The sequence below is a fragment of the Parafrankia discariae genome, from assembly GCF_000373365.1.
Lineage (GTDB): Bacteria > Actinomycetota > Actinomycetes > Frankiales > Frankiaceae > Parafrankia > Parafrankia discariae.
In genome coordinates this window covers 14,795-41,721 of sequence record NZ_KB891192.1, presented here as the reverse complement: position 1 = coordinate 41,721, position 26,927 = coordinate 14,795, and the positions used below count along the sequence as shown (strand labels likewise).

General features: G+C 72.2%; 18 protein-coding genes and 1 pseudogene. 15 read left to right on the top strand and 4 right to left on the bottom strand.

All coding sequences use genetic code 11. The features are described from left to right. Positions 1–29 precede the first annotated feature (29 nt). From B056_RS0110425 to B056_RS0110405, 5 genes are read left to right on the top strand one after another with little or no spacing between them, the layout of a single operon-like run. A complete protein-coding gene (locus B056_RS0110425) occupies positions 30–1,253 on the top strand; it encodes an LLM class flavin-dependent oxidoreductase (protein ID WP_018501805.1) in 1,224 nt (407 codons plus the stop codon). After that, positions 1,250–2,371, top strand: a complete 1,122-nt coding sequence (locus tag B056_RS0110420) for an LLM class flavin-dependent oxidoreductase (protein ID WP_018501804.1) — start codon at positions 1,250–1,252, stop codon at positions 2,369–2,371. The genes B056_RS0110425 and B056_RS0110420 overlap by 4 nt, the downstream gene beginning before the upstream one ends. A gap of 37 nt (positions 2,372–2,408) precedes the next feature. After that, complete coding sequence (locus B056_RS0110415; RefSeq protein WP_230202932.1) at positions 2,409–4,277, top strand: ABC transporter ATP-binding protein; 1,869 nt, start codon at positions 2,409–2,411, stop codon at positions 4,275–4,277. Next, the gene (locus B056_RS0110410) at positions 4,274–6,019 is read left to right on the top strand and encodes an ABC transporter ATP-binding protein (protein WP_018501802.1); all 1,746 of its coding nucleotides are present in this window, start codon (positions 4,274–4,276) and stop codon (positions 6,017–6,019) included. Before B056_RS0110415 ends, B056_RS0110410 begins: the two co-directional genes overlap by 4 nt. A gap of 45 nt (positions 6,020–6,064) precedes the next feature. Beyond that, positions 6,065–6,688, top strand: a complete 624-nt coding sequence (locus tag B056_RS0110405) for a GNAT family N-acetyltransferase (RefSeq protein WP_018501801.1) — start codon at positions 6,065–6,067, stop codon at positions 6,686–6,688. 74 nt (positions 6,689–6,762) lie between these two features. Here the strand turns inward: B056_RS0110405 and B056_RS0110400 are convergent, their stop codons facing one another. Next, positions 6,763–7,620 carry a LuxR C-terminal-related transcriptional regulator gene (locus tag B056_RS0110400; RefSeq protein WP_051105588.1) on the bottom strand — a complete coding sequence of 286 codons (858 nt, stop codon included), beginning with the start codon at positions 7,618–7,620 and terminating at the stop codon, positions 6,763–6,765. Positions 7,621–7,796: 176 nt separating this feature from the next. On the opposite strand from B056_RS0110400, the gene B056_RS0110395 reads away from it, so the two are divergent. Continuing rightward, positions 7,797–9,437: an AMP-binding protein gene (locus B056_RS0110395; RefSeq protein ID WP_026239535.1), complete on the top strand. Its 1,641-nt coding sequence runs from the start codon at positions 7,797–7,799 to the stop codon at positions 9,435–9,437. Positions 9,438–9,513: 76 nt separating this feature from the next. On the opposite strand, the gene B056_RS0110390 is transcribed toward B056_RS0110395, so the two are convergent. Continuing rightward, a complete protein-coding gene (locus B056_RS0110390) occupies positions 9,514–10,290 on the bottom strand; it encodes a FadR/GntR family transcriptional regulator (protein WP_018501798.1) in 777 nt (258 codons plus the stop codon). A 285-nt stretch (positions 10,291–10,575) separates the two neighbouring features. Here B056_RS0110390 and B056_RS36050 point away from each other — a divergent pair, with 285 nt between their 5' ends. The 8 genes from B056_RS36050 to B056_RS0110350 all read left to right on the top strand — a co-directional run bounded on the left by B056_RS36050 (position 10,576) and on the right by B056_RS0110350 (position 25,466). Continuing rightward, complete coding sequence (locus B056_RS36050) at positions 10,576–11,265, top strand: enoyl-CoA hydratase/isomerase family protein (protein ID WP_230202936.1); 690 nt, start codon at positions 10,576–10,578, stop codon at positions 11,263–11,265. Between the two features lie 204 nt (positions 11,266–11,469). Next, entirely contained in the window at positions 11,470–12,111 is a 642-nt protein-coding gene (locus B056_RS0110380; protein ID WP_018501796.1) for a Type 1 glutamine amidotransferase-like domain-containing protein, read from the top strand. Positions 12,112–12,113: 2 nt separating this feature from the next. Further along, the gene (locus tag B056_RS44310) at positions 12,114–12,428 is read left to right on the top strand and encodes a hypothetical protein (RefSeq protein WP_018501795.1); all 315 of its coding nucleotides are present in this window, start codon (positions 12,114–12,116) and stop codon (positions 12,426–12,428) included. 471 nt (positions 12,429–12,899) lie between these two features. Beyond that, a complete protein-coding gene (locus B056_RS0110370) occupies positions 12,900–13,571 on the top strand; it encodes a hypothetical protein (protein WP_018501794.1) in 672 nt (223 codons plus the stop codon). Between the two features lie 137 nt (positions 13,572–13,708). Further along, on the top strand, positions 13,709–17,770 hold the full coding sequence (locus tag B056_RS0110365; RefSeq protein WP_018501793.1) for a DUF6603 domain-containing protein: 4,062 nt from the start codon (positions 13,709–13,711) through the stop codon (positions 17,768–17,770). Further along, entirely contained in the window at positions 17,767–20,133 is a 2,367-nt protein-coding gene (locus tag B056_RS0110360; RefSeq protein ID WP_018501792.1) for a hypothetical protein, read from the top strand. Before B056_RS0110365 ends, B056_RS0110360 begins: the two co-directional genes overlap by 4 nt. Further along, positions 20,130–23,984 (top strand): hypothetical protein, encoded by a 3,855-nt coding sequence (locus B056_RS0110355; protein ID WP_018501791.1) that lies wholly within the window; start codon positions 20,130–20,132, stop codon positions 23,982–23,984. Before B056_RS0110360 ends, B056_RS0110355 begins: the two co-directional genes overlap by 4 nt. Positions 23,985–24,050: 66 nt before the next feature. Beyond that, positions 24,051–25,466, top strand: coding sequence for a hypothetical protein (locus tag B056_RS0110350; protein WP_018501790.1), 1,416 nt, complete (start codon positions 24,051–24,053; stop codon positions 25,464–25,466). Between the two features lie 57 nt (positions 25,467–25,523). Here B056_RS0110350 and B056_RS44305 read toward each other — a convergent pair whose 3' ends face one another. Continuing rightward, positions 25,524–25,883, bottom strand: a complete 360-nt coding sequence (locus B056_RS44305; protein WP_230202931.1) for a hypothetical protein — start codon at positions 25,881–25,883, stop codon at positions 25,524–25,526. Between the two features lie 6 nt (positions 25,884–25,889). Here B056_RS44305 and B056_RS0110340 point away from each other — a divergent pair, with 6 nt between their 5' ends. Then, on the top strand, positions 25,890–26,105 hold the full coding sequence (locus B056_RS0110340) for a hypothetical protein (RefSeq protein ID WP_035751184.1): 216 nt from the start codon (positions 25,890–25,892) through the stop codon (positions 26,103–26,105). A gap of 43 nt (positions 26,106–26,148) precedes the next feature. On the opposite strand, the pseudogene B056_RS0110335 reads toward B056_RS0110340, so the two are convergent. Next, positions 26,149–26,739, bottom strand: a pseudogene (locus B056_RS0110335) (acyl-CoA dehydrogenase family protein); the annotation flags it as partial. Positions 26,740–26,927 lie beyond the last annotated feature (188 nt).

The window sequence follows — 26,927 nt, the reverse complement described above, 5'->3', positions numbered from 1 at the left end:
GTTCCGTGCCCGGGAAAGAGGTATCCACCATGCCGGTCGAGTTCATTGGCCTGATAGCCACCCGCCCGGGGTCCGAGGCGAGCGGGTTCGCCGGCGGTCCCGTCGTGGACCGCGACTTCACCCGGCGGTTCGCCGTCGCCCACGAGGACGCCGGCTTCGACCGCGTGCTCATCGGGTACAGCAGCGGATCGGTCGACAACCTCCAGGTCGCCGCCTACGCGGCGGCGCACACCGAGCGCCTCGGCTACCTGGTCGCGCACCGGCCCGGGGTGGTGTTCCCCACCGTCGCGGCGCGCTACTTCGCCTCCCTCGACCATTTCTCGGCCGGCCGGGTGGCGATCCACATCATCACCGGTGGCAGCGACGCCGAGCAGCGCCGTGACGGCGACTATCTCGACAAGGACGAGCGCTACGACCGCACGGACGAGTACCTGGAGGTGGTCCGCAAGACGTGGACCGCCACCGAGCCCTTCTCCCACCAGGGCCGGTACTACCAGCTTGAGGACCACCTGTCCGCGGTGCCGCCGGTGCAGCAGCCGCACCTGCCGATCTACTTCGGCGGGTCGTCGGCGGCGGCCTACCGGGTGGGCGGCAAGCACGCCGACGTCTTCGCGCTGTGGGGCGAGCCGCTGGCCGAGACCGCCCAGCAGATCGCCTCGGTCAACGCCGCCGCGGCCGCGGCCGGCCGGACCACCCCGCCGCGCATCAGCGTGTCGTTCCGGCCGATCCTCGGCGCCACCGAGGAGCTGGCCTGGGAGCGGGCGCACCGGATCCTGGCGTCGACCAAGGAGAACGTGAGCAAGGCCGCCGAGTACTTCAAGGAGTTCCGCGGCTTCAGCGGCAACCGCGACGCGCCGCAGAACGTCGGCTCGCAGCGGTTGCTGGCCGCCGCGGCCAAGGGCGAGCTGCACGACCGTGCGCTGTGGACGCCGCTCGCCGCGGCGATCGGCGGCGGCGGGAACTCCACGGCGCTGGTGGGCACTCCGGAGACGGTCGCGGCGGCGCTGCTCGACTACGTCGACATCGGCGTCACGACGTTGCTGATCCGGGGCTACGACCCCTACGACGACGCGATCGACTACGGCCGGCACCTGATCCCGCTGGTGCGCGAGGAGATAGCCCGGCGCGATCGCGGCGAGGCGGCCCGGCGCGACGAGATCGCACCGGTGCCCGCGGCGCTGGCCACGGCGTCCGGCTCCGGTGACCGGCCGGCGGGGCAGGACACCGCGGTGGTCGGGGGTACCGCGCGATGACCATCGAGATCATCGGCATGGTCGGCACCAAGGAGATGTCCGAGACCCGGGGCACCCACGACGGGCCGACGGTCGACACCGACTACCTGACCCGGTTCGCCCGGGCGCATGACGAGGCCGGGTTCGACCGCGTCCTGATCGGCTACGGCGCCACCGGCCCGGATGGCTGGGCGATCGCCTCCCACGTGCTGTACTCGACGCGGCGGCTCGGCGTGCTGATCGCGCACCGGCCCGGCTTCGTCGCACCGACGCTGGTCGCCCGCAAGCTCGCCACGCTCGACGCGCTGACCGGTGGCCGCGGCCGGGTCGCGATCCACCACATCACCGGTGGCAGCGACATCGACCAGCGTCGCGACGGCGACTTCGCCGACCACGACACCCGCTACGAGCGGACCGCCGAGTTCATGAGTGTGGTGCGGCGGGCCCTGACCTCGCAGGTGCCGTTCGACCACCACGGGCCGTTCTACCGGTTCGAGGGCGCCTTCAGCTCGGTCCTGCCGACGAGCCCGGGCGGTATCCCGCTGTTCTTCGGCGGCCAGTCCGCGGGCGCGGTCGCCGCCGGCTCCGCGCACGCCGACGTCTACATGCTGTTCGGTGAGCCGCTCGAGCAGACCGCCGAGCGGATCGCCCTGCTGCGGGCCGAGGCCGCCAAGCACGGCCGGACGCTGCGGTTCAGCCTCTCGACCCGACCGATCGTCGCCGACACCGAAGAGGCGGCGTGGGAGCGGGCCGAGGCGATCCGGGCGGAGACCGCCCGGCGGATCGGCGCCGGCAACGGCTTCGTCCCCGCGAAGTTCTTCGGCGAGCAGAACAGCGTCGCCTCCGATCGGATGCAGGCGGCGGCCTCCCGGGCCGAGGTCCACGACGAGCGGCTGTGGTTCGCCGTCACGGCGCTGACCGGGCCGGGCGGGAACTCCTCCGGGCACGTCGGCACCGCCGAGCAGGTGGCCGAGGAGTTGTTGAAGTACTACGACCTGGGCATCGACCGGTTCCTGATCCGCGGTTTCGATCCGCTCGACGACGTCGACCTGTGGGGAAAGGGGCTGATTCCGGCGCTGCGGGCCGGCGTGGCGGCCCGGGACGCCGCCGGGGGCGCGCCGGGTGCCGTCTCCGCGTGACGCGGCACGCGGAGACGGCAGCACCGCGGCGCCGGCGGTGAGGAGCGGACCGGGACTGGCCCTGGTCCTGGCGGCGGTGGGCCGCCACCGGCGGCTGATGGCCGCCGGGATCGGGGCCGGTCTGCTCTGGACGGCGACGAAGCTCGCCGCGCCGCTGCTCGTCGCGCGGACGGTCGACGCCGGCGTGCTCGGCGCCGACTCCCGCCAGTTGTGGCTCGGAGTCGCGCTCTTCGCCGGGCTGGCGGTGGTCGGCGCCGGCTCCGCCGGGCTGCGGCGCTACTACGGGCAGACCCTCGCCTTCGTGGTGGAGGCGGACCTGCGGGACCGTCTGCTGGCGCGGGTGGTGCGGCTGCCGGCGGCGTTCCACGACCGCCATCCCAGCGGCGTCCTGGTCGCCCGGGCCACGACCGACCTGCAACAGGCCCAGCAGCCCGTGATCAACATTCCGATCATGGTCTCCAACGTGGTGATGCTGCTCGGGACGGCTGTCCTGCTGGCCCGGATCGACGTGGTGCTGGCGGTGGTCGCGATGGCCCCGGCCGTGGCGGTGTTCGCGGTCGTCGTCCGGCTGACCCGGCGGTTGGGGCCGCGGGCGCTGGCCCTGCAGTCCGAGCTCGGCGCGCTGGCCAGCACCGTGGAGGAGTCGATCGCCGGGGTGCGGACCACCAAGGGCCTCGGCACCGAGGACGACGAGCGGCGCCGTGTCCGTGACCAGGCCGGTGAGGTGCGGCGCGCCGCGTTGCGGCTGAACTCGGTCCGGGCGACCTACCTGCCGCTGTCCGAACTGCTGCCGGCGTTCGGCCTGGTCGGCGTGTTGTGGATCGGCGGGCTGCGGGTCGCCCACGGGTCGCTGACCGTCGGCGAACTGGTCCAGTTCAGCTACTTCGGGCTGTTGATCGTCGGCCCGCTGCGGATCGCCGGCATGACCGCGTCCCAGCTGAAGCGCGCGGTGGTGTCGGCCGGGCTGGTCGCCGCCGTCCTCGACGAGCGGCAGGAGCCGATCACGGCCGTCGCGGAACCGGTGCCTGCTCCGAGGCATGCTCCGGCGGCCGCCCGGCCTGGTGGCGGGCCTACCGGTGGCGGGCTTGAGGTGCGGTTCGAGGGGGTGACGTTCGGCTACGCGCCGGGTCGTCAGGTACTCCGGGAGTTCGACCTGGTGGTGGCGGCGGGGGAGTGCGTCGCCGTGGTCGGTGCGACCGGCAGTGGCAAGACCACTCTCGGCGCGCTGGTGCCCCGCTTCTACGACGTCGGCGCCGGCCGGGTCAGCGTCGACGGCCGTGACGTCCGGGACTGGCCGCTCGCCGAACTACGCGCCCAGCTGGGCGTCGGCTTCGAGGACGCGTTCCTGTTCAGCGGGACGGTCCGCGACAACCTGCGGTTCGGCGCGCCGGACGCCGACGACGAACGGCTCCGGGTGGCGGTCCGACTCGCCGGGGCGAACGACGTGGTGGCGGGCCGGCCGGGTGGTTACGACGCGCTGGTCGGTGAGCGCGGCCTCGGTCTGTCCGGTGGCCAGCGGCAACGGCTGGCCCTGGCCCGCACGCTGGTCGCGGACCCGCCGGTGCTGCTGCTGGACTCGCCGACCAGCGCGGTGGACCCGGCGAAGGAGGCCGAGATCGTCGCGTCGCTGGCGACGGTGGTCCGGGGACGGACGACGATCCTCGTCGCGCACCGGCCCGCCGTCATCGCCCTCGCCGACCGGGTCGTCCTGCTCGACGGTGGCCGGGTCGCGGCGACCGGAACCCACGAGGACCTGCTGGAGAACTCGGCGCGCTACCGGCAGGTGCTGGTAGCCCACACCGGCGGCCCGGACGGCCCCGATCCCGGCCTCGACGCCGCCCCCGACTCCGGCCTCGACGCCGGCCCCGGGGCGCCGGCGGGCCGCGGCGCGCTGGCGATGTCGTGACGCCGCCGGGAAGCCGTCCGGCGCGGCCGGCCGGCGGCGGCCTGCTGGCGCGGACGCTCACGCTGCTGCGGCCGCGCTGGCCGGCGGTCGCCCTGGCGGCGCTGCTGCTCGTCACGACCACGGCGACGGCGCTGGCCGGCCCGTGGATCCTGCGGTACGCCATCGACGAGGGACTGGTGGGGGACCGGCCCGACACCGGGGTGATCACCCGCGCCGGGGCGATCTACCTGAGCCTGGCGGTGGCCGGTCTGGTGCTCTCCCGGCTGCAGGTCGAGCTGGTGGGGCGGATCGGCGAATGGTTCGTGCTCGAGCTGCGCGGCCGCACCGTCGACCACGTCCTGTCGATGTCGGTGCGTTACTTCGACCGGACCCAGGCGGGGACGCTGGTGTCCCGGATGACCGCCGACGTCGACGCGCTGCAGGACGCCGTCCAGCTCGGGGTCGTGCCGTTCGCGCAGGCGGTGCTCACCCTCGTCTTCCTGGTCACGGTGCTCGTCGTCCTGTCGTGGCAGCTGGCGCTGGTCTGCCTGCTGCCGGCGGTGGCGCTGGTCGCGGCGACGGTGTGGTTCCGCCGCGCCTCCCGCTCGGCGTTCGCCCGGGTGCGGGACCGCGTCGCGGACACCGTGACCGAGCTGACCGAGCGGCTCGCCGGGCTTCGAGTGGTCCGGGCCTCGCGCCAGGAGGCCGCGACGACCGCGTCGCTGCTGGGGCGCAGCGGCCGGCAGCTCGACGCCAACGTCACGGCGGTGCGGATCCAGTCGGTCTACCTGACCGCCATGGAGTTCGCGACCGTCGGCAGCATCGCGGCGGTACTGGCCGCCGGGGGTGCCCTCGCCGCCCGGGACGCGGTGACCGTGGGCACGCTCAGCGCCTTCGTGCTCTACCTGCTGCTCGCCTTCGAGCCGGTGCAGTCGCTGAGCTTCCTGGTCACGATGCTCGAATCGGCGGCCGCGGCGCTGCGCAAGATCTACGGCCTGCTCGACGAGCCGGTGGACCTGCCGGAGGGCACCGGGGAGCTGCCGGTGGCCGGTCCGCTCCACGCCGCGGACCTCGGTTTCCGGTACGCCGACGGCCAGCCGGACGTCCTGCGCGGGGTGGACCTGACGATCAGTCCCGGCGAGCGGGTGGCCCTGGTCGGGCCGACCGGCGCCGGCAAGTCCACGCTCGCGAAACTGATGGCCCGGCTGTTCGACCCCACCGCCGGCCGGGTCAGCTACGCCGGCGTGGACCTGCGGGACGTGACCCGGCGGGCGCTGCGGTCGCGGGTCGTGATGGTCGCCCAGGACGGTCAGCTGACGAACGGCACCCTGGCGCACAACCTGCTGGCGGTGCGACCCGGCGCCACCGAGGACGAGCTGGCCGGGGCGCTGGTGTCGGTCGGCGCCGGTGGGTGGCTCGACAGCCTGCCCGACGGCCTGGCGACCCAGGTAGGCGAGGGCGGGGCGCTGCTGTCGGCGGGGGAGCGGCAGCTCGTCGCGCTCGCCCGCGTGTGCCTGCTCGACGCCGACGTCGTCGTGCTCGACGAGGCCACCTCCGGGCTCGACCCGGGAACGGAGCGGATGGTGGAGGCCGCGGTGGCCGCGGCGACGGCCGGCCGGGCGGTGCTCATCGTCGCCCACCGGATGTCGACGGTTCGCGGCACGGACCGGGTCGTCCTCGTCGACACCGGCGGCGTCGCCGAACTCGGTGCTCCGGACGAACTGGCGGACCACGGACCGGCCGCGGTCGCGACAGGGCGGTAGAAGCCCGTCTCCTCCCGATGGTCCGGGCTGGCAGACTTGCCGGTGATGGACGGTGCGGGTGCGGGCGTGGGCGCCGTCGGCGGGCCTGGCGGCGTGCGGGTGCGGCGGGTCGGGCCCGGTGACGCCGAGGTCCTGCGGGCGGTGCGGCTGGCGGCCCTGGCCGACGCGCCGGGGGCGTTCTGGCGCACCCACGCGGAGGAGGCGGCCCGGCCGGTCGCGGACTGGGTGGAGCGGGTCCGGGTGGGCGCGTCCGGAGCCGCGGACGTGACGTTCCTGGTCGAGCGGGGCGGCGCGGTGATCGGTTCGGTGTCGGCGCACACCCCGTCGGCGGCGCCGGACCTGCGGGAGCTGGCGGCGATGTGGGTGGCGCCGGCGGCCCGCGGCTCGGGCGCGGCGGACGCGCTGCTGCTGGCGGTGCTGGACTGGGCCCGGGCCCTCGGCGCGGTCGGGGTCCGGCTGTGGGTGGTGCCGACGAACGGCCCGGCCCGGCGGGTGTACGAGCGGCACGGGTTCGTCCTGGTGGGTGGCCCGGAGCCGGTCACCGACGACCCGTCGGTGAAGGTGTACGTCCCGATGGTGCTGACACTGGACGCCGCGGCCGCCACGGACGAGGGCTACCGGGCGCGCGCCGCCTCGCCCTGGTCGGCGCCGACCTCGGGTGAGGACTGAACCGAATCGGGTGCGGACTGGGCTGACCACGGCGTCGCCCGGCGCCGCGGGCTGGGGTGCTGGGGTGCTCGGGTTCAGGGGAGCAGCCACAGCCGTCGCGCCCGCACGACCGCCTCGTGCCGGGTCCGTGCGTCCAGTTTGCGCATGATCGTGTACAGGTAGGACTTGACGGTCTCGGGGGTGAGCGAGAGCCGTTCGGCCACCTCCGCGTTGGTGAGGCCGAGCGCGACCTGGGACAGCACGTCGGTCTCCCGCGGTGACAGTCGAACCGTGGGCGTCCCGGCCAGCGGGGCGCCCAGCCGGGCGAGCCGCTCGGTGGCGGCGTCGGTCCGGCGCCGCAGCTCGGGGTCGGTGACCGCGGGCGCGATGGAGCGCAGTTCGGCGTGCACCGCGCGCACCTCCTCGAGGTCCGCCAGATCCCGCAGCCCCGGCCGGAACTCGGCCGTCGCGAGCCGGTCGTCGACCTCTTCCCGCGCGGCCAGCGTCAGCGACAGGCGCGAGCCGGCGGCGAGGAAGGCCTCGCGGGCCCGGTCACCGAGCGGCATCCGCTCCCGCAGGGCGCCGTAGAGCACGGCCCGGCACCGGCCGCGCACCCGGACCGGGACCGCGAGCACCGATGAGATCCCCTCGGCCAGTACGGGACGGTCGTAGTCGTGGGTGATGGTGCGGGCGGCGACGTAGTCGTCGACGGCCGCCGGGCTCCCCTGGGCGACGACCCGCCCGCCCAGGCCCGCGCCGGTACTCACGTGCAGGTCGCGCATGCTGGTCGTGCGGGTGCCGAGGAAATCGGTCAGGACCAGCCGGTCACCTGACACCGTGCCGGCGAAGAGCACCGGAACTCCACTGTGGCGCCGTGCCTGTCGCAGGCCCGCGCGCAGTGCCTCCCGTGTCGCCTCATTCGTCGAGCCGCCGTGGTCAGCGGGCACATGCATTCAATCCTCCGTCGCTTCCGCGGGATGGTGCGGCGCACCTACCCGGTCGGCACCGGGCCCGGCCCGGACACTTACTTCCGGGGGTGGCGGACACCGGTTGGCTGTGGCGATCCTGAGCGCACCGGAAAGGGTCAGCCCAACAAGAAATATGACGCCGAACGCCCTCGGGAGCCGCCATGCCCACAGAACGCGCCGTGCCGAGTTATTCGTCCGGCATCTCGCACACTCCGTTGCTCGGGGAGACCATCGGGGACAATCTCGACCGGACGGTGCGTACCTTCGGGGAACGGGACGCGCTGGTGGACCGGGCGACCGGCCGGCGCTGGACCTACGCCGAACTGGGCGCCGACGTCGACGCGCTGGCGCTCGGCTTACTCGGCCTCGGGATCGTGCCGGGTGACCGGGTCGGGATCTGGGCGCCGAACTGCGCCGAATGGACGCTCACCCAGTACGCCACGGCGAAGATCGGCGCCATCCTCGTCACCATCAACCCGGCCTACCGGTCCCACGAGCTCGAGTACGTGCTCAACCAGTCGGGCCTGCGCCTGCTCGTGGCCGCGCGGACGTTCCGGACGTCCGACTACGCCGGCATGATCGACGAGGTCAGGCCGCGCTGCCGGGCCCTGGAACGGGTGGTGCTGCTCGGCGGCGAGGACTGGGACTCGGTGCGCCGTGCCGAGCGCGATCCGGACCGGCTGGCCGGGATCGAGCTGTCCGTCGACGACCCGATCAACATCCAGTACACCTCCGGTACCACCGGCTTTCCCAAGGGCGCGACGCTGTCGCACCACAACATCCTGAACAACGGGTTCTTCGTCGGCGAGCTGTGCGGTTACACCGAGGCGGACCGTATCTGCATTCCGACTCCGCTGTACCACTGCTTCGGGATGGTCATGGGCAACCTGGCGGCGACCAGCCACGGCGCGTGCATGGTGCTGCCCGCGCCCTCCTTCGATCCGAAGGCGACGCTGGCCGCGGTGCAGGCCGAGCGGTGCACGTCGCTGTACGGGGTGCCGACGATGTTCATCGCCGAACTGGCCGATCCCGACTTCGAGTCCTTCGACCTGTCCTCCCTGCGGACCGGGATCATGGCCGGCTCGCCGTGCCCGGTCGAGGTGATGAAGCAGGTGGTCGAGCGGATGGGCATGGCGGAGGTGTCCATCTGCTACGGCATGACCGAGACCTCACCGGTGTCCACGCAGACCCGGGTGGACGACTCGATCGAGCGCAGGGTGTCCACCACCGGCCGGGTCGGCCCGCATCTGGAGGTCAAGGTCGTCGCCCCGGAGACCGGGCTGACCGTGCCGCGCGGCACGCCGGGGGAGCTGTGCACCCGTGGCTACTCGGTGATGTCGGGGTACTGGGACCAGCCGGAGAGGGCCGCCGAGGTCGTCGACGCGGCGCGCTGGATGCACACCGGGGACCTGGCGGTGATGGATGACGAGGGCTATGTGAGAATCACCGGCCGCATCAAGGACATGGTGATCCGGGGTGGCGAGAACATCTATCCGCGGGAGATCGAGGAGTTCCTTCACACCCACCCCGACATCCTCGACGCCCAGGTCATCGGCATGCCCGACCCGAAGTACGGCGAGGAGCTCATGGCCTGGATCCGCCTGCGGGAAGGCGCCGCACCGTTGGACGCCCGGAGCCTGCGCGAGTACTGCACCGGCCGGCTCGCCCACTACAAGATTCCCCGCTACGTCCACATTGTCGACGAGTTTCCGGTGACCGTCACCGGCAAGGTGCGCAAAGTCGAGATGCGGGCGGCGGCCATCGGCATTCTCGGTCTCGCGGGCACCGCCGGGGTGAGCTGACCCTCGCGCCGGCCCGACGGCGCTCCCGGTGTTCCCCGGCTCCCGACACTCCCGGCTGGCGGCCGTCCGGGCGGCGTCAGTAGTCGTGCTGCATCAGGTCGATGACGTTCTTCGCGCGCTGCGCGAGCATGACCTGCCCGACGATCTCCATGTGCTCGGCCCAGTGCTTCTCGGCCGCGGTGGCGTCGCCGGCCTCGATGAGCGCGGCGAGCCGGGCCTGGGAGCGCAGGCCACGCAGCCGGGTGGCACTGGTGTCCTTTCCCTCGTCGGGCTGGCTGACGGCGGTGACGGCGCGGGCGACGATCTCGCCGAGCATCTCGGCGACGATGGTCAGGGTCTGGTTGCCGGCCAGCTCGACGAGGCGGGCGTGGAATCGCGCGTTGGCGAACCCGAACGCCTCGGGGTCGTCGATCACCTCGAGCTGTTCGGCGCTGAGCCGGCGCAGCTCCGCGGCCGCGGACTTTCGGGAGGGTGCCGCGGCCACCAGCCGGGCGGCCATCGGCTCGATCGTGCCGCGGGCGTTGTAGACGTCCGCGAGCGGGACGTTGCGCGCCTGGAGCACGAGCGCCGCCGTGCGCGCCGTCATCCGCTCGCTGGGCTGGTGGGCGATGACGCCGCCGAGCACCCCGCGCCGGACGGAGATCAGGCCCTCCGCCTCGAGGATGCGCAGTGCCTCCCGCAGCGACGGGCGGGAGACGCCGAACCGGTCGACCAGGTCGGGCTCGCGGCCGAGCGACTCGCCCTCCGCCAGTTCGCCCCGCACGATGAGCCGCCGGAGCTCGTCGGCGATCTGCTGGGGCTTCTCACGGAGCGTGGGCCGCTGTCCACCGCGGGCTTTGCGTGGCTCGGCCACCTGGCTTGACCTTCTCTCCGCCGGCCGCGTGAACGCGATCCATCCAGCCTACCGGTGGGCGGTTTCTCATCGGCTCCGCCAGCAGCTGGTCCAACGTCCAGGCCATGCTATATCTCTAGATATTTTGGGGGAAGAGGGCTGGTGCCCCAGCGACGCACGTCACGCGTGGGAGGAACGGGTTGTCGGTGAACACGGGGGCGGGCGTCGCCCTCGACCGGGACGACAGCGTGCTGCGGATCGGCCTCGACCGGCCGCACCGCCCTCGACGCCGCGGCGGTACGCCGGATCGTCGGTGCGCTCGAGGACGCGGCCACCGACGACACGCTGCGGGTGATCCTGATCGAGAGCCGCGGCCCGGACTTCTGCTCCGGCGCCGACTGGGTCGCCTCCAACACCGCCGGCGGCGCCCAGCCGCGTCCCGGCAGCGTGCAGCGGCGCATCGCGCTGCAGGCACACCGGCTCGTCCAGCTCATCACCGAGGTGCAGCTTCCCGTCGTCTGCGCGGTCCGTGGCCACGTCGCCGGCCTCGGCTTCCAGCTGGCGCTCGCCGCCGACTTCACCGTGGCCGCCGAGGACAGCCGGTTCTGGGAGCCGTACCTGACCCGGGGCTTCAGCCCGGACAGCGGCGCGACCTGGCTGCTGCCCCGGCTGGTCGGCGTCGCCCGCGCCAAGGAGCTGCTCCTGCTCGGGCGGCTGTCCGGCGCGCAGACCGCCGAGTGGGGGCTCGTCTACCGGGCGGTGCCCGACGCCGAGCTCGACAAGGCGGCCGCGGAGCTGGTCGGGACACTCGGGCAGGCCGCCGCGGTCGCCGTCGGGCTCACCAAGCGCCTGGTCAACCGCGAGCTGGAACTGGGGCTGACCGAGGCGATGCAGGACGAGGCGTCCGCGCTCGAACTGACGTCCCGTACCGCCGACTTCCGGGAGGGGCTCGCGGCGTTCAAGGAGCGGCGGCCACCCGACTTCGGCGGGAGATAAAGCGAACCAGGTTACGCTCAAATCTCTGGCTGGATAGCTGTACATCCTTTTCCCTGCGCCATGGCCGTATACCTGCGGACTGACGGTGATCGGGTCGCGCCCTACGTTCTCAGTGGCGGACCGTGACATCGGGCTTGTCGTCATCTCATGGACCGGGCGCCGTCCCGGGTGACGGAACCGTCGCCTGCCCCTAGACTAAAAGGCATGCGAATGTACTTGTCCTCCTTTCGTAACGGCAACAAACCCGACGAGCTGCTGCGGTTACTCGGCGACGGCCGTCGAGCAGCGCTTATTCTCAACGCGCAGGACTGGAAGGCGCCCGAGGATCGCGCTACCGACCTCGCGCAAGAGGTCGAACGCTTGGAATCTATTGGCCTGCAGCCCGAGGAGACGGACCTGCGGCAATATTTTGGCAGGCCGGATGAACTGAGGCAGGCGTTAGTCGGCTATGACTTGATCTGGGTGCGGGGTGGCAACGTCTTCGTGCTACGACGCGCTTTTAGGCGGAGCGGCGCAGACAGTGTAATTCCCGAGCTGGTCAACGGTGACGCAATTGTTTACGGTGGTTACAGTGCCGGCGTGGACATCATGCAGCCACATTTGCATGGAATCGAACTGGTGGACGATCCAAGCGTGATCCCGGAAGGCTACGACGAGGAAATCATCTGGGACTGTCCCGGTCTGATTCCATACTGTGTTGCGCCACATTACAAGTCCGACCATCCCGAGTCCGCCGACATCGACAAGGTGGTCAGCTACTACATCGACAACCACATTCCCTTTGTAGCGCTTCGTGATGGCGAGGTAATCGTTGTCGATGGCGATGAACAGAAGTTCGTTGGTTAGGGTTGGGGAAATTAGTCCGGTTCACCCACCGCCGCCGGTCGGAGGAACCGTTCGCGCTGCCGGTCCTGTCGGGTTCGCGCGCCTTCTTCGCCGGCGACCCGTCCTGCCGGCCCGAAGGTGAGCACGTTCCGGCCCCGCGACCACTGTTCGGTTCCCCTGACGGCCTGTGGGTCGACCCCGACGGCCGGCTGTTCATCGAGCCGGCGCCGGAGAACCCGCGTGCCGTCAGCAACCGGCCCGACTTCGACCCGGCCGGCCGGCCCCGCCCGGCGACCGTCGTGATCCACCGGAAGGGCGGCGGGAAGACCGGCACCTGATCCCGCCCAGCCACCCTGTTACGTACCGGCCCGCCTACCCCTCTACGCACGCAGCGTTCCACCCGCTGCCCGTCGAAGCACCCGGTCCCTGACTCCGATCCTGGCCGACGTGACCCGTCCGGCCGGGGTCGGAGTTCGCCACTTTCGCAGCTCACGGGCTCGGCGGGGAATGCCCGCGCCCGAGCTTTCGCGGCGCGGCCGCCGAAGACCGGCCCGGCCGGCCCGGAAGGCCCGGTGATAACTTTGCGTGACTTTCCGCAAATGGCTCCCCTTCGGAGTGAGGGTTCCTTAATCTGTTGTCCAGAGGGTTCCCGTTGATCCTCCTGGGTGTGGTGTGCGCACCCGTGGCGAACCCCTCTGTGTATAACGGGAACTGTCGCCGTCCCGCCGGTTGCCTGAAAGCAGACACCGGCGCCGGGGGCGTGTCCCGTGTTTCGTCCTGGCGGATCGTGGCTGTACGGGGGATGCATCGTGGAGCCGGAAAAATACAACCTGAACTTGAAGGGCAGGACGAACAACCCGCTCAAGACTCTTCCCGGCAAAACGATCTCCGGCAAGAAGGTTGACCTCATGTACCACCACATAGTGCCGCTCAGCAAGCTCCGGGACTTCTGGAACAAGCTCGTCGAGAGCGGGAGAACCGAGAATCTCAAGTTCCTCCTCCAGCTCCGCGACGGCATCACGGAAGGAACTTACTCCGAGCTTCTTTCTCCCATTGGGAATATCCACGAAAGCGACGCCGCGCAGGCCGCGGAACTGGCCTCCGGAATCTATAACGGTACGGTTTCCCACGACCCGAAGGCCAAGTCGCGCCCCGACCCGTGGGATGATTTCATAAGCGTCTACACCTGGATTCCAGGAAATCTCTTCATAGGTCCCAGGGATCGGGTTGACGATCCCAAGGACAATCTTGACGAAATAGCCTCCCACATAATCGGGAGCGACAGGGAGGGGCGCTACGACAAGATTTCAAAAGCCTTCACAGAGATCTCTAAATACCTGGACGACAAGTCCGACAAAGCGTCGGCCGAACTCGCTTCGAATGCGCTGAGCGAGGTGGCCGCGTGTATAGGAGTTCAAGCGTACAAAGCCGAGAACTGGACCTGGATCGACGGCAAGAAGGGGCCGGAGTTCCAGGGATGACAGCGAGCGGACCGGTGTGACACCGTCCGTCGGTCCCGGTGCGACGACGGATGCGCACCGTACCGGCCGGGAAGTGTCCTGCCGCGGTTTTCGAACGTGCCCGCAAGTGGAAGTCCGTGATCCGAGGGAGGGGTTCAGTGGATCTCGACGCCCTGAAAGCGCATCTCCTGAGCCTGGGTGATCCACCGACACTGCGGGCCGCGGACACCGCGCTCCCCGCGCAGCTGCGCGCCATGCTGGCCACCTTCCCGGACGGTGTCTGCCAGGGCGCGGCGGGCAGCGGGCGGCCGGAGGTGGACGCCGGGCGGACGACGCTCTCACTCACGCTGACCTGGGCGTCGCCTGCCTGGCCCGTCGGCGCCGTCGTGACCATGGCGGTGACGGGCGTGTCGGTGGCCGTGACGAGCCAGGGCCTGGTCACCCTCACGCTCGGCGGTGTGTTCGACACGGTGGAGGTCGTGTCGACGGTCACCGCGGACGACCTCGGGCGGCTGACCGCCGCCGTGCGACCGGTGCGTCCCGGCGCGTTCGCCGCCGAGCTGGAGAAGCTCGGCAGGCGCCTCGGCGGTGACACCGTCTGGCAACAGGCGACGGACGGGCTGCGCGCGTTCGCCTTCGACCCCGCCGATGTCGCCGGCATTGATTACCGCCTCATCAGGAAAGCGGCTGCCGAACCGGCCGCCTATCAGGTGGACGCCATGGCGATCGTGGCCTCGCTCACCATCAGGGCGCTGCCGCTCGATGTCGCCGTGTGGCTTCCCCGGCTGGCCCTCACCGGCACGCTGACGGACGCGCGACCGATCCCTGCCCGGTCCCTGCTGGAGTCGTTCGGCATACCTGGGGGTGAGATACCCGAGGACTGCGCCGTCAGTGAGCTGTCCTTCGCCGCCGTCCTCGGGGACGACTACCTCCTTCGGATGACGGCCTCCGGTGACTGGCCGATCGGTCCCCTCGCGATCCGATCCCTGTCTCTTTACGTCTACTACGCGAACGGCGCGGGATTCACGGCCCGGGTCGGGGGCACGGTGTCGATCGGCTCCGCGCTGAGCATCGACATCTCGGCCGGGAAGGTCGGCGGCGCGCAGGGCGGCTGGGAATTCAGCGGCGGCCTCACGGCGGGCACGAACCTCGGCATGGCGGAGGTGATCGACGCACTCGGGCTGACCGACGTTCCCGGGCCGGTCAGGTCCCTCGAACTCACCACCCTGACGCTCTCGTACACCACCGGTTCGGCCGCCCTCGACTTCGTCTGCGAAGGCGACCTGACCATCGCGGACGGGGTCACGGCCACGCTCCGGGTGACGGTCACCCGCGACGGCTCGGCTACGCGCTACGGCGGAATGCTCGACGTCGACGGCTTCGCCTTCGAGGTCGACTTCGACGAGGAGAAGTCCGGCGCCGACATCCTCGTCGCCACATATCACGGTGCCGCGCAGGGCACCGAGATCGTTCTGCGGGACTGGGTCGCGCATTTCTCCGCCGACCTGGCCGCCGACGTTCCCGACAGTCTGCGGATCGGGCTGAAGGACGCCAAGTTCGTGCGGGTGAAACCGGCGGGTGGCCCGGCCCGGTTCTGCCTCGGGGTGGACCTCTCGGCGGGTTTCGACCTTTCCCAGCTTCCGCTCGTCGGTGGGTTCCTGTCGACGTTCGGGACGGTGAGCGTGGAGAACCTGCAGGTCCTCTACAGCTCCGGAGCCTTCGACGCCCAGACGGCCGCCACGGTCAACCGGCTGCTCGGGCCGGCCAAGGTGGTGGCCCTCCCGCGGGCCGGGCTGGCGGCGGGCGTCGCCGCGCTGGCCGATCTGCGGATCGGGAAGGAGACCACGGCGGTCGCCCTCGGCGTGCCGTCCTCGAACGCCGGCGGCGGCAAGCTCCCCAGCACCCCCAGCACCCCCAGCACCCCCGGCACCCCCGACACGTCCGGTGCGCCCGATCCGTCCAAGGCGCCTGACACCTCCGGTACGGGTGCCTCCAGCGTCCACTGGGTGTCGGTGCAGAAGCAGCTCGGCATCGTCCACGTCGACCGGGTCGGCGTGATGTACCAGCACAACGTGCTGCTGTTCGCGCTGGACGCCTCGGTCGCCCTCGGCCCGCTGGCCCTCTCGCTCGACGGTCTGGCGGTCGGCTCCCGGCTGGACAGGTTCGCGCCGACGTTCCGCCTCGACGGCCTCGGGATCGGCTACAGCGCCGCTCCGGTGGAGATCTCCGGCGCGCTGCTGCACCTGCCCGACGACCAGCTTCCCGCCACGGTGGCGTTCCAGTACGACGGCACGGCCACGGTCGGCCTGCAGAGCTTCTCGCTGGCGGGTCTCGGTTCGTACGCGCAGCTGACGGACGGCGCGCCCTCGCTGTTCGTCTTCGCCCAGCTGGAGGCGCCGCTGGGCGGGCCGCCGCCGGTCATCGTCACCGGGCTGATGGCCGGGTTCGGCTTCAACCGGGAGCTGACGCTGCCGAGCCCCCGGGAGGTCTCCGGCTTCCCGCTGCTGAGCCTGCACAAGCAGGGCCCCGGCACCGGGCACAAGCCCTCCCACGTGCTCGACGTCCTGGAGGGGCGTGAGCCGGCCGTGGTCGGCAGCCAGCCGCGGCGGTGGATCGCCCCCCGCGAGGGCTCGTACTGGCTGGCCCTCGGGGTGGAGTTCACCGTGGCCGAGGTGGTGAACGCCAAGGTGCTGCTGGCCGCGGAGCTCGGCGCGGAGCTGGCGCTGGCCGTGCTGGGCCTCGCGACGATCCAGCTGCCGCTGCCCACCGAGTCCGCCACCACCACCTACGTCTACGCGGAGCTGGGTGTGGAGGCCGTCATCCGGCCCATCCAGGGCAGCGTCGAGATCGCCGCGCAGCTCTCCCCGGCCTCGTACGTGCTGACGCCCGCCTGCCACCTCACCGGCGGGTTCGCCGCCGCGACCTGGTTCGGGAACAACCCGCACGCCGGGCAGTTCGTCGTCACCCTCGGCGGCTACCACCCGGCGTTCAGCCGACCCTCCTACTACCCCGACGCGCCGCGGCTGGGGATCGACTGGGCGGTCAGCGGCAGCGTGTCGATCAGGGCCCAGGCGTATCTGGCCGTCACGCCGTCCTGCGCGATGGCGGGCGCGCGGCTGGAGGTCCTCTTCCACGAGGGCCCCATCCGGGCCTGGTTCACGGCGCAGGCCGACGTGCTGCTGTCCTGGCGGCCGTTCTTCTTCGACGCGCGCATCTCGGTGAGCATCGGCGCGTCCGGCAGCCTCAACCTGGGGATCCTGCACGTCACGATCAGCGGTTCGATCGGCGCGACCCTGCACCTGTGGGGGCCGCCGACCGGCGGTTCGGTCACCGCGCACTTCCCCCTCATCGACGTGACCGTCAGCTTCGGCGGCTCCCGCGGGGGAGCCGAGACCGAGGCGCTGGGGTGGGACGTGTTCGCCAGCCTGCTCCCGAAGCCGGCGGACGTCGTCACCATCGCGCCGGTCTCCGGCGTCGACGGCGCCGAGGAGGATCCCGGCGCGGGCGCCCAGGGCGCAGGCGCCCAGGGCACGGGTGGCAAGGTGTGGCAGGCGCGGGCCCGGGACCTGCGCCTGTTCACCCAGTCCGCGGTGCCGGCCAGCCACCTGCGGACGGGCGACGCGCCCCTGGCCTCGTCCGGGCCCGGGGACGGCCCCCTGGTCGACGTGCGTCCCATGGACCGCGCCGGCCTGGTCGGTGAGCACCGGCTGAGGCTCTTCTACGCGGACAGGCCCGCGTCGACGGACGGCTGGACGTTCACCGCCCGCACGCGGGGCGTGCCCGCGTCGCTGTGGGGTGCCCCGCCGACCCCGTTCAGCCACACGCCGTCCACACCCAGCGCCGAGGTGCTGCCGGACCGGCCGGTCGGCTTCGACGTCCAGGCGCCCCGGCCCGAGCTGGCCGGCTCGCGCGGGGTCTTCCCGCTCAGCGAGTACAGCGAGGACGAGCTGCCGCCCGGTCTGTCGCCGCTGCCCCGGGAGCCGGTGGCCAACCGCGACTTCGTCGGCGCACCCGACCCGTCCTGCGTGGATCTGCTCGGGCACCTCGACCGGGGCGACGCGAGGAGCGGGCGCGACCAGATGTACGCCGCCCTGGCCGACGCCGAACTGCTCACCGATCTCGGCGACAGCGCCCTGGCGGGCCTGGCGGCGGGCGCGGCCCACTTCTACAGCGAGGCGCCGATGGTCCAGCGCGCGCAGGAAGCGGGGAGCCGCGGATGAGCCCGAGCCCGCAGCACCCCGCCCGCGACACGATCCCCCTCGGGGACATCGAGCTGCACGACCACTACCTGCCCGCCCTGCGCGCCGGCGACTACCGGATCGAGGTCACCCACACCCTGCGCGGCGGGGCGCAGGACGGCGCGCCGGTCGTGGGCGGGCCGTTCACGGCCGCCCAGAAGTTCACCGTCCGCGGCCCGCAGGTGCGGATCGACGCCGACGCGGTGGTGGCCAAGCAGCCTCCCGACGCCTCGAGCGGCAGGTTCGCCGAGGTCCTGCCGCACGTGGTGCTCGGCGACCCCATGCTGCCGTGGGAACGTCCGCTGGGCGGGGCCTCGCGCGACACCCCGTGGCTGGCACTGCTGGTGCTCACCGACGACCAGCTCGTCGGCGGCCTCACCACCCCGACCCGCACCATCTCCGCCACTGTGGCGGAGTTCCTGGCCGGCGACCCCGCCGTGCTCAAGCCCGCGCTGACCGTGGAGTCCGACATCGGGCCCGGCGACCCGTGCGTGTACATCCAGGTCGCGGCGGCCGAGTTCCACGCCGTGGCGCCTCGGCTGGAGGAGCTGCGCTTCCTCGCCCACTGCCGCGGTGCCAACACCGGGGACCGGCCCATCCTGGGCCTCCAGGAGGACGGGCTGTTCTCCGTCATCGTCGCCAACCGCTTCCCGGCCGCCGCCCCGCCCGGTTCCGACCCCGGGACCGGCACGAAGAACATCGTGCATCTCGTCTCCCTGGAGGGCCACGAACGGATCCTCGCGGACGCCCCGGACTTCCAGGGCCGCTCCTCGGTGGCGCTGCTGTCCCTGTGCAGCTGGTCGTTCCAGGCCCAGCCCGACCGCGAGGCGGACTTCGCCGACCTCGCCGAAGGACTCACCCGGACCCCCTCCGGTACCCGGGCCGGGCGCGACGACATGTGGCTGCGCCTGCCCGGCCCGCCCGGGCAGACCGACACCGCCGCGCGGCGACACGTGGTCCGGCGGATCGACGACGGGTACCTGCCGTTGCCTTACCTGACCCGCTCGGGCGAGGCCACCTACGGCTGGTACCGAGGGCCGCTCATCCCCGTGCTGCCCCTGGCCACCGACCGGGCGGCGCAGGCCACCACCGCCGACGCGCTCATCGCCTACGACCCGGCCTGGGGCAGCTTCGACCTGTCGCTGGCCGCCGCGTTCGAGACCGGCCGGGCCCTCGCCCTCGCCGACGCCCCCTTCGCCCAGCACCTGCTCGCGTTCAAGCACGCCACCCGGCACCTGGTGGACAGCCTCCACCACCAGGCCACCAGCACCCACCTGCGGCAGGACGGCAGCGGGAGCCCGCGGCCGAGGACGGCGCGCGCCGCGTTCGGCACCCTGCTCGACGGCCACCTGCTCACCGCCCTCGGCACGCCACCGGGCAGGCCTCAGGACCCGTGGACCCCGCCCGCGCCCGCCGCGCCGTCCGCCGACCCGGCCGGCGGGATCGAGGCCGTGCTGCGCTCGCACACCACCCGGGCCGCCCTCGCCGGCGCGATGGACGCCGACGACGGCCTCGGGGAACACCTCGACCGGGTCGCGGACTGGCTCGGCCGGCTTCTGCTGCTCCACCCCGTGCCGTTCACCCACCTGGTGCCCGACGAACGGATGCTGCCGCGGGAGTCGCTGCGCTTCTTCCACCTCGACCCCAGCTGGCTGGACGCCCTGGTCTCCGGTGCTCTCAGCATCGGCGCGCAGTCCAGTCGGGACACCCTCCAGGACCAGATCGTCGCCGCGACGATCCGGGCCGCGGCGGCGGAGAAGGCGGCCGGGTACCGCGCGACGCAGCGCGGCATCGAGGCCGGTGACATGGAGGCCGGTGACCCCGCACCCGTGGGCACGGCGTTCGGGCCGGTATCCGGTCTGCTGCTGCGCTCGGCGCTCGTCTCCGGCTGGCCGAACCTGGCCGTACGCGCCAGCGACGCGGCCGGCGAGCCGCTGCCCCTCCTGCGGATGGACCATCTCGCGCCCACCGTGCTGCTCTGCTTGTTCGACGGCCTGCCCGCGGCCGTCGAGCTCAGGGAGCCCCAGGAGGGTTTCCGGTTCGGTGTCGAGGACCACGGCCTGATCCCGCTGCGCAACCTGCTGACCCCGCCCCGCTCACCGCGGGGTCTGCCACTCGGCGAGCAGATCGGCACCGACCTCACCTTCCCCGTCCTGGATCACCTCAGGGTCGGAGTCGACGGCCGGATCCTGGACCTCGGTTCGCTCGTCCCCGCGCTGGCGGCGGCTCTGGACGCCGCGCACGGCACCGCCGTCGGCCCCCTCGGTCCCGCCGACCTGGCCCTGCAGATGGTCAAGGTCCCCGAGGCCATCCGCTTCACCGGCCCGAACGGAGACCGAGGTTGACCGCCCGCCCCGCGCTCGTCGTCCCCGTCGACCTCGACGTCCTCGTGGTCAACCGGGCTCTCCAGGGCCGCGACGCGTTCCGCAGCTGGCAGCACACCTACCTGGCGCTGGACGACTACCTGAGCCCGGAGCCGGACGGGGGAGACCGCCAGAGCAACGACCCGGTGCACAGCCACACCGGCGTCCACCTGCACTGGACCCTGCCCAGGGGGCTGCGCCACGGCGTGCAGGACCCGGCGACCGGTGAGATCGACTACCCGCTGGTACCCAACCGCTGGCTGGTGATCCGCTTCAGCGGTACCGGCACCCGCCTCGCCAGGGCGTGGGTGATCGAAAGCGACTGCCCGTACAGCCCGCGGGCGCAGGACGACGGACACGGCCTCGCGCGCTCCAGCCCCTACCTGGTCGACGCCACCACCCTGCGCGCCTGGCAGGCCAGCCCGGACCCGTACCGCAACACCATGGACCCCGACGCCGGGCAGGTCCAGATCGGGCTCGCCTTCCCGCACACCGACACCCCGTGGACGGAACGCGCCGGCCGCGACCCCCTGTTCGTCACCGCCATGGGCAGCGGGGACCCGTACTTCACCACCTACACCCCGCACAACACCAACGTCTTCTCCTTCCTCGACGACCTCTCCGACATCACGTCCGCCACCGCCCTCGGCTACCGGGTCGTCGGCTGGTACTCCGATCCGGACGCCGACGTCCTCGCGTCCCGCCCGCCCGGCACCTCCTACGCCGACCAGCTCGCGCACCTCGGCTGGCAGGATCCCCGCCTGACCGGCGAGGCCGCTCACGACGCCGCGGTCAGCCCGATCACCCGCAGCCTGTACGCGGGCACGGCCCTGACCGTCGGCTGGGATCCCGCCGCGAGCGCGGCGCCCGTCCCGGACCCGCTGGACACGATCCAGGACAACGGCGCGCTGAGCGTCGCCCTGGGCAACACCACCGAGGACGCCTTCACCGCCCTCGCCGGCCAGGCGCTGCACGCGACCGGCGCCGCGCCCTCCGCCGCCGACGTGGCGCTGCTGCGTGCGTTCCTGCACGACCTGCTCGCCGTCGCCGAGGAGAAGGGTGGCGACGAGCGGGTACGCCGCCACGTCCGCGACGCCTCGTTCGCCACGTCGACCGGCGGCCATCGCTGGACGGTCACACCGCCCCCCGCCGACCCCCCGCCCACTGACGGCTCGCCCACCGCCGGCTCGCCCACTGACAGCTCGCCCGCCGCCGGCTCGAACGCCGAGGCCGCGGCGCCGGCTCCCTTCGTCCCGCCGGCGTGGCTGGCCACGCTCAACGACGATCAGCGTCAGCTCGACGAGCGGCTCGGCGAGCTGCGGGACCTCCAGTGGCGGCTCAACGCCCTGTGGCTGAAGAACGGGATCGCGGGGGCGTCGATGTTCCCGCCCGACGACGTCCCCGACCAGGACCTGATGGCGCGGGAGCTCGACGCCGAGCAGGAGGGATCTCTCGCCCACACCGTGGGCGTCCGAACCGCCCAGGTGCGGGAACTGGCCGCGAAGGTCCCCCAGCCCGACCAAACCCAGCCCCACGCCAGCGCCCATGACGCGTTCCTCGCCGGGGTCGGCGCCTTCGCCGTGGCGAAGGCGCTGGGCGGGGGCGCCGAGCTCAAGGCCGTCCCGCGTCCCCCGTACGCGCAGAGCAACAACCCCGTGGTGAGCCTGTCGGGGATACTGCCCCCGGCCGACGCGACCGTCCCCGACCAGCCCATACCCGTACGGCCACTCACCGACGACGGCGCCGCGCTGATCAGCGCCGTCACGGTCGCCGGCACGACGATCACCGCGGTACCCGGCCGCGGCCCGGTACCCGCCGTCGCGGGTCTCGACGCCTTCCCACCCGAGGTACCCGGGCTGCTCGCGGAGTACTTCCTGCTCGATCCCGGCAACGCCGCCGCGCTGGCCGCCGCCGGCGGCCAGCCGGCGGAGCAGGTCGGTGCCGTCCTGAGCGCCCACCCACCCGGCGCCTACACCGGCACCCTCCCGGAGCTGGGCCTGGAACCCTGGACCCAGCCCTGGGAGCCGCTGTTCATGGAGTGGAAGATCTCCTACCGGCACATCCCCCACACCGTGGGCGCGCGGCGCTGCTGGACCTTCGACGGCACCGACTACCGCTTCACACCGGAGGACGTCGACATCCCCCTGGACAGGGTCACCGTCACGGGTGTCTCCGCGCTCGGCCCGCACCCCCGCTCCCTGTTCGCCGCCAGGCTGAAGGAGTACGTCGCCCAGCACGGCACCGACGACCAGCAGGACCAGCTCGACACCTGGCTCACCGCGATCGGCGACTGGGGGCTACTCGCCCAGGAACTCACCGGCTTCAACGATCGCCTGGCCGCCCGCGACCTGCGCGCCTTCCGCCGCCCCACGACCGACGACACCGACTTTCCCACCGTCGCCGACCTCGTCGGCTACCCGGACGCCGCCACCGAGGACGGGCTGCCCGCGCGTTACCGCGGCCGGGTCAGCAGCTTCCCGTACCTGCCCGGCAGCGCCAGCGCCCCCTTCCACGAGACCCGACAGGGGCAGATCTGCGTCGAGGAGCTGTTCCTCTACGACAAGTTCGGCCGCGTCCTGGACGTCGTCAGCGCCGACACCGCGAGCAGCGGCCTGCACGACTACCGCAACTTCCCGCTCACCGTCGACACCGCCCTCGCCGTCGAGACCTCGCTGACGCCGACGATCGCCTCCGTCGCCCAGCTACCCCCGCGCCCCCTGCAACCCGCCCGGCTCGACTTCGACCTCCTCGACGCCCGGACCGGCACGCGGATCGTCGGCACCGCGGCCGACCCCAGCCCCATCAGCGGCTGGATCCTCCCCAACCACCTCGACCACAGCCTGCTGCTCTACGACCCGGCGGGGCTCCTGCTCGGCACCTACCAGCTGCTCACCGGAACCGACGGCCAGCGCACCGGCCAGTGGGAACCCCCACCCGGCAGCACCCTCACCACCCCGGAGCAGCTCGCCGCCCACGCCCCCGAGATCGCGGCCCTCATCGGTTCCCCGACGCTCGCCACCGAAGCCAACCTCACAGCCTTCCTCGACGTCATCGACTCCACCCTGTGGACCACCGACCCGCTCGGCCAGCGCGCCGACCAGAACCTGTCCCTCCTCCTCGGGCGCCCGCTGGCCCTCGTCCCCGCGCAGCTCCGGCTGACCCTCGACGGACCCCCCATCCGCGACACCGGATGGGCCGCCACCCTCGACCCGCCGCCGCCGGCCTTCACCGGCGACCAGTTCGAGATCCGCCTCGGCGACGTGGCCGCCCGCGACGACGGCCTCATCGGCTACTACGCCACCGACCCGCACGGGGCCTACGACTACGACTGCTTCCACAGCGTCACCGCTCCCGACGACCGGCAGGACTACACCACCCAAATCGGGCCGCCCGGCGCCGTGTCGGCCGGGAACTACGTTCCGCTGACGTTCGGCGACCCGGCGCCCACCCGGCTGCTCCTGCTCCTCGATCCGCGGGCCCCCGTCCACGCCACCAGCGGCATCACCCCCACCGCCACCGTCACCGTCCCGCCCCGGCACACCGACGACGCGCTGCGTCACCTGCAGGCGCTCTTCCGTTTCGGTCCCGTCCTCACCACCGAACACGCTCCGGCCAGCCCGCCCGAGGCCGACCCCGAGGCCGACCCCGAGACGCTCGCCTTCCCCCGGCCGGCCGAGAAGAACGGCTCGTGGTCCTGGCTGCGCCCGGCGCCGGGTGAGGCTCCCTGGGTGCCGTACGCGCTGATCCCGGCACCGCTGGAGGCGCGGTTCCCGGACGGCCCCGTTCTTCTCGAGGACGGCCTGCTCCGCTTTCTCGCCGACCCGGAGCAGTAACCACGTTCCCTCTCCGACGCACGTCAGGACACCGCGGTAAGGACCCGCACGCCAGGAGGATTCGCAATGGCCGCAAACCCTCTGTTCAACTACCTACTCGCCACCAGCCCGTCACCGCTCGAGGCGGGCGGTGACCCGGAGAAGGGCACCAATGCCTGCATCAACATCTCCGTTGACCATGGCGACCAGACCATCTACGCCGACAAGATCGCGATCTCGGTGCCGGTCAACCCGCAGAGCGGCACCGCGTACTTCACCGAGAATCCGCGCATCGCGGTGAACAACGACAGATGGAAGCCGGTGTCGCTGGTGGCGGACACCGAGCAGGAGCTCACCGAGCATCATCAGCTCACCTTCCGCAACCCCAACCCCAACGATCCGGTCACCTACCCCCTGGCCTTCAGCATCAGCGGCCTGATCGCCACCGCCACCGGTGACCCGCTCGTCGTGCAGATCGTCGAATCCTCCGGCACGCAACCGCAGAAATTCACCCGCAAGAATCCGCGGACCCTGACCCTGCCCGTCATCCCGCCCGTCTTCTACCTGCGCAACTTCCTGGCCCGCAGCACGGACAGGCCGACCGTCCCCAGGACGAGGATCGACGCCGGCGAGTCCCTCCAGCTCTCCTGGGAGAGCAACGGCTCCTACTTCTGGCTGTACGACGGCAGCAACGCGGCCCCCGTGTTCGAGGGAACCGGCACCTCGTGGTCCGCCCCGTCGGGCACGGTCCTGCGCGACACCACCTTCATCGTGAAGGCGTCCGCCGTCGGCGGCGGACAGCAGGCCGCGGAAGGCTTCGAATCGGTCGAGCAGTACGCCAGCCTCACCATCGCCGTCAACAACCCCACCCTGACCGGACTGACCGTCTCCGGCCCGGTCACCGCCACGTCCACACTGACCGTCTCCGGCCCGGTCACCGCCGAGTCCACGCTCGACGTGTACCGGTCGCTGTCCGCCCGCGACGACGTGACGGTCCAGGAGGAGCTGACGGTCTCGGGCACTCTCACCGCCCGGTCCCGGCTCGACGTGAACGGGCTGCTGAGCGCCAACGACGACCTGACGGTCGGGAGCAAGCTGAGCACACAGGGCATCAACGGCGCACGGTTCGGGGAGGACATCGACGTCGGCGACAAGATCAGCACCTACGGTCACAACGGACTGAAGGTGCTGCACAACCTTTCGGTCGATGGCGGCACCGAATTCGTCGGGAGCGGAACAATCGTGCGTATCCGCGAGCTGCGGGGGCCCTACGGCGAGGATCTGACCATCAACAGCACCGTCCGGGTGCTGGAACAGTGCGGGTTCACCATCGCCGGCAGCACGGTCCTGCGCGACGGGGACCACATCGGCCTGCAGAACAGGCAGAAGGACGGCTGGCTCTACGCGGCCGTCTACAACCACGACGACGACCGCGGCTACATCTTCAGGTGGAATCCCGGTAACCGGGTGGGTGGGGACAGCTGGCGGGTGACCCGCGACTGACCGGACGTTTTGTCCCCCGCCCGGTTCTGAGTCGGACCGGCTCAGAACCGGGCCGGCTCAGAACCGGGTGCCGCCGTCGATGTTGATGACCGCGCCGGTGAGGTACCCCGCGCGGGGCGACAGGAGGAAGGCGAACAGGTCGCCGACCTCGACCTGACCGACGAGGTCCGCCAGGCCTGGCTCTACGACAACGCCCGGTCCTTCTTCTTCGCGCAGCGCGAGCCCCTCTTCGCGCAGCGCGAGCCCCTCTTCGCGCAGCGCGAGCCGGGCCGGTAGCGGGCACACTGGTCGAGGCGCCGGGGATCGTGGCGGTGAAGTGCCGCTGGCCACCTTTCCCGACGCCGCCGGGGGCTTACCCCGTAGCGTCACCAGCACCTCCTCGACACAGGGGGCGATCAGACCCGCGACGAAGGGCATGTGACGATGGCGGACGTGTCGGTGCGGTTGCAGGCGGATGCCGGCGCCGAGATCGTTCTGAATCTGTCTGTGCTTCAGGCGATCCGGCTGGTCGAGGCCATCGCGGGCCGGGCCGCGGAGGTGCTGCCCGAACCCGGGCGGATCCAGGCCGACGGACGTTGGCTGGCGCCGAACACCGGTCCGCAGCCGTCGGGGGCGGCACCGCCGCGACCCGGCCGGTGAAGCCGCCCGGCGGGCCCGCCCCCAGGTCAGAGCCCGCCCCAGGTCAGGGGGCGCCGCTCGCCTGCGGCCCGCGCGGGACGTCACGGAAGGCCCCGGTGTCGGCCCGCTGCTCGCGGGGCATGCCGAGCAGCCGTTCGCTGATCACGTTGCGGGCCATCTCGGTCGTGCCGCCGCCGATGCAGGCCGCCTGACGGGCCAGGTAGCCACGGGCGACCTGGGCACCGACCTCCTCGTGCGGCGCCCAGACCACGCCGGTGTCGGCGCACAGCTCGGTCGCGATCGCCGCGCGCCGGCTGGTCGCGGTGCCACTGAACAACCGGCCCATGGCGGCGGCGTGGTGCGGGAGGGCGCCGGCGGCCATCCTGCGGCTGACCGACTCGACGAGGGCCCGGGTGACGAGGGCGAGGATCTGCCCCTCGCCGATGAGGTCCCGGGTGCGGCTGTCGTCGATCGTGCCGAGGCGCCGGGCGTCGACCAGGGCCCGGCGCAGGTACAGGTGCAGGTGCAGGTCGTAGGTGACGCCGATCCCGCCGTGCAGCTGGACGCAGTCCTGGATCGCCTCGGGGCCGACCCGTCCGACATAGGCCTTGGCGGTGCTGGCCCAGGTGCGGGCGTCCGCGCGGCCGGTGCCGACCATCGGTACCGGGATCTACGCGAGATCCAGCGCAACATCATCGCCCAGCGGGCCTGCCGCCTGCCCCGAAGCCAGCCGGAACCGGGGCACCCCGCCGGGCGCCCGCCCGGCTGACCGGACGGCCCGCCCGGCTGACCGGACGGCCCGCCCGCGAGGCGGCGCATCTGCCGTTCCGGCCACGGGCCGGT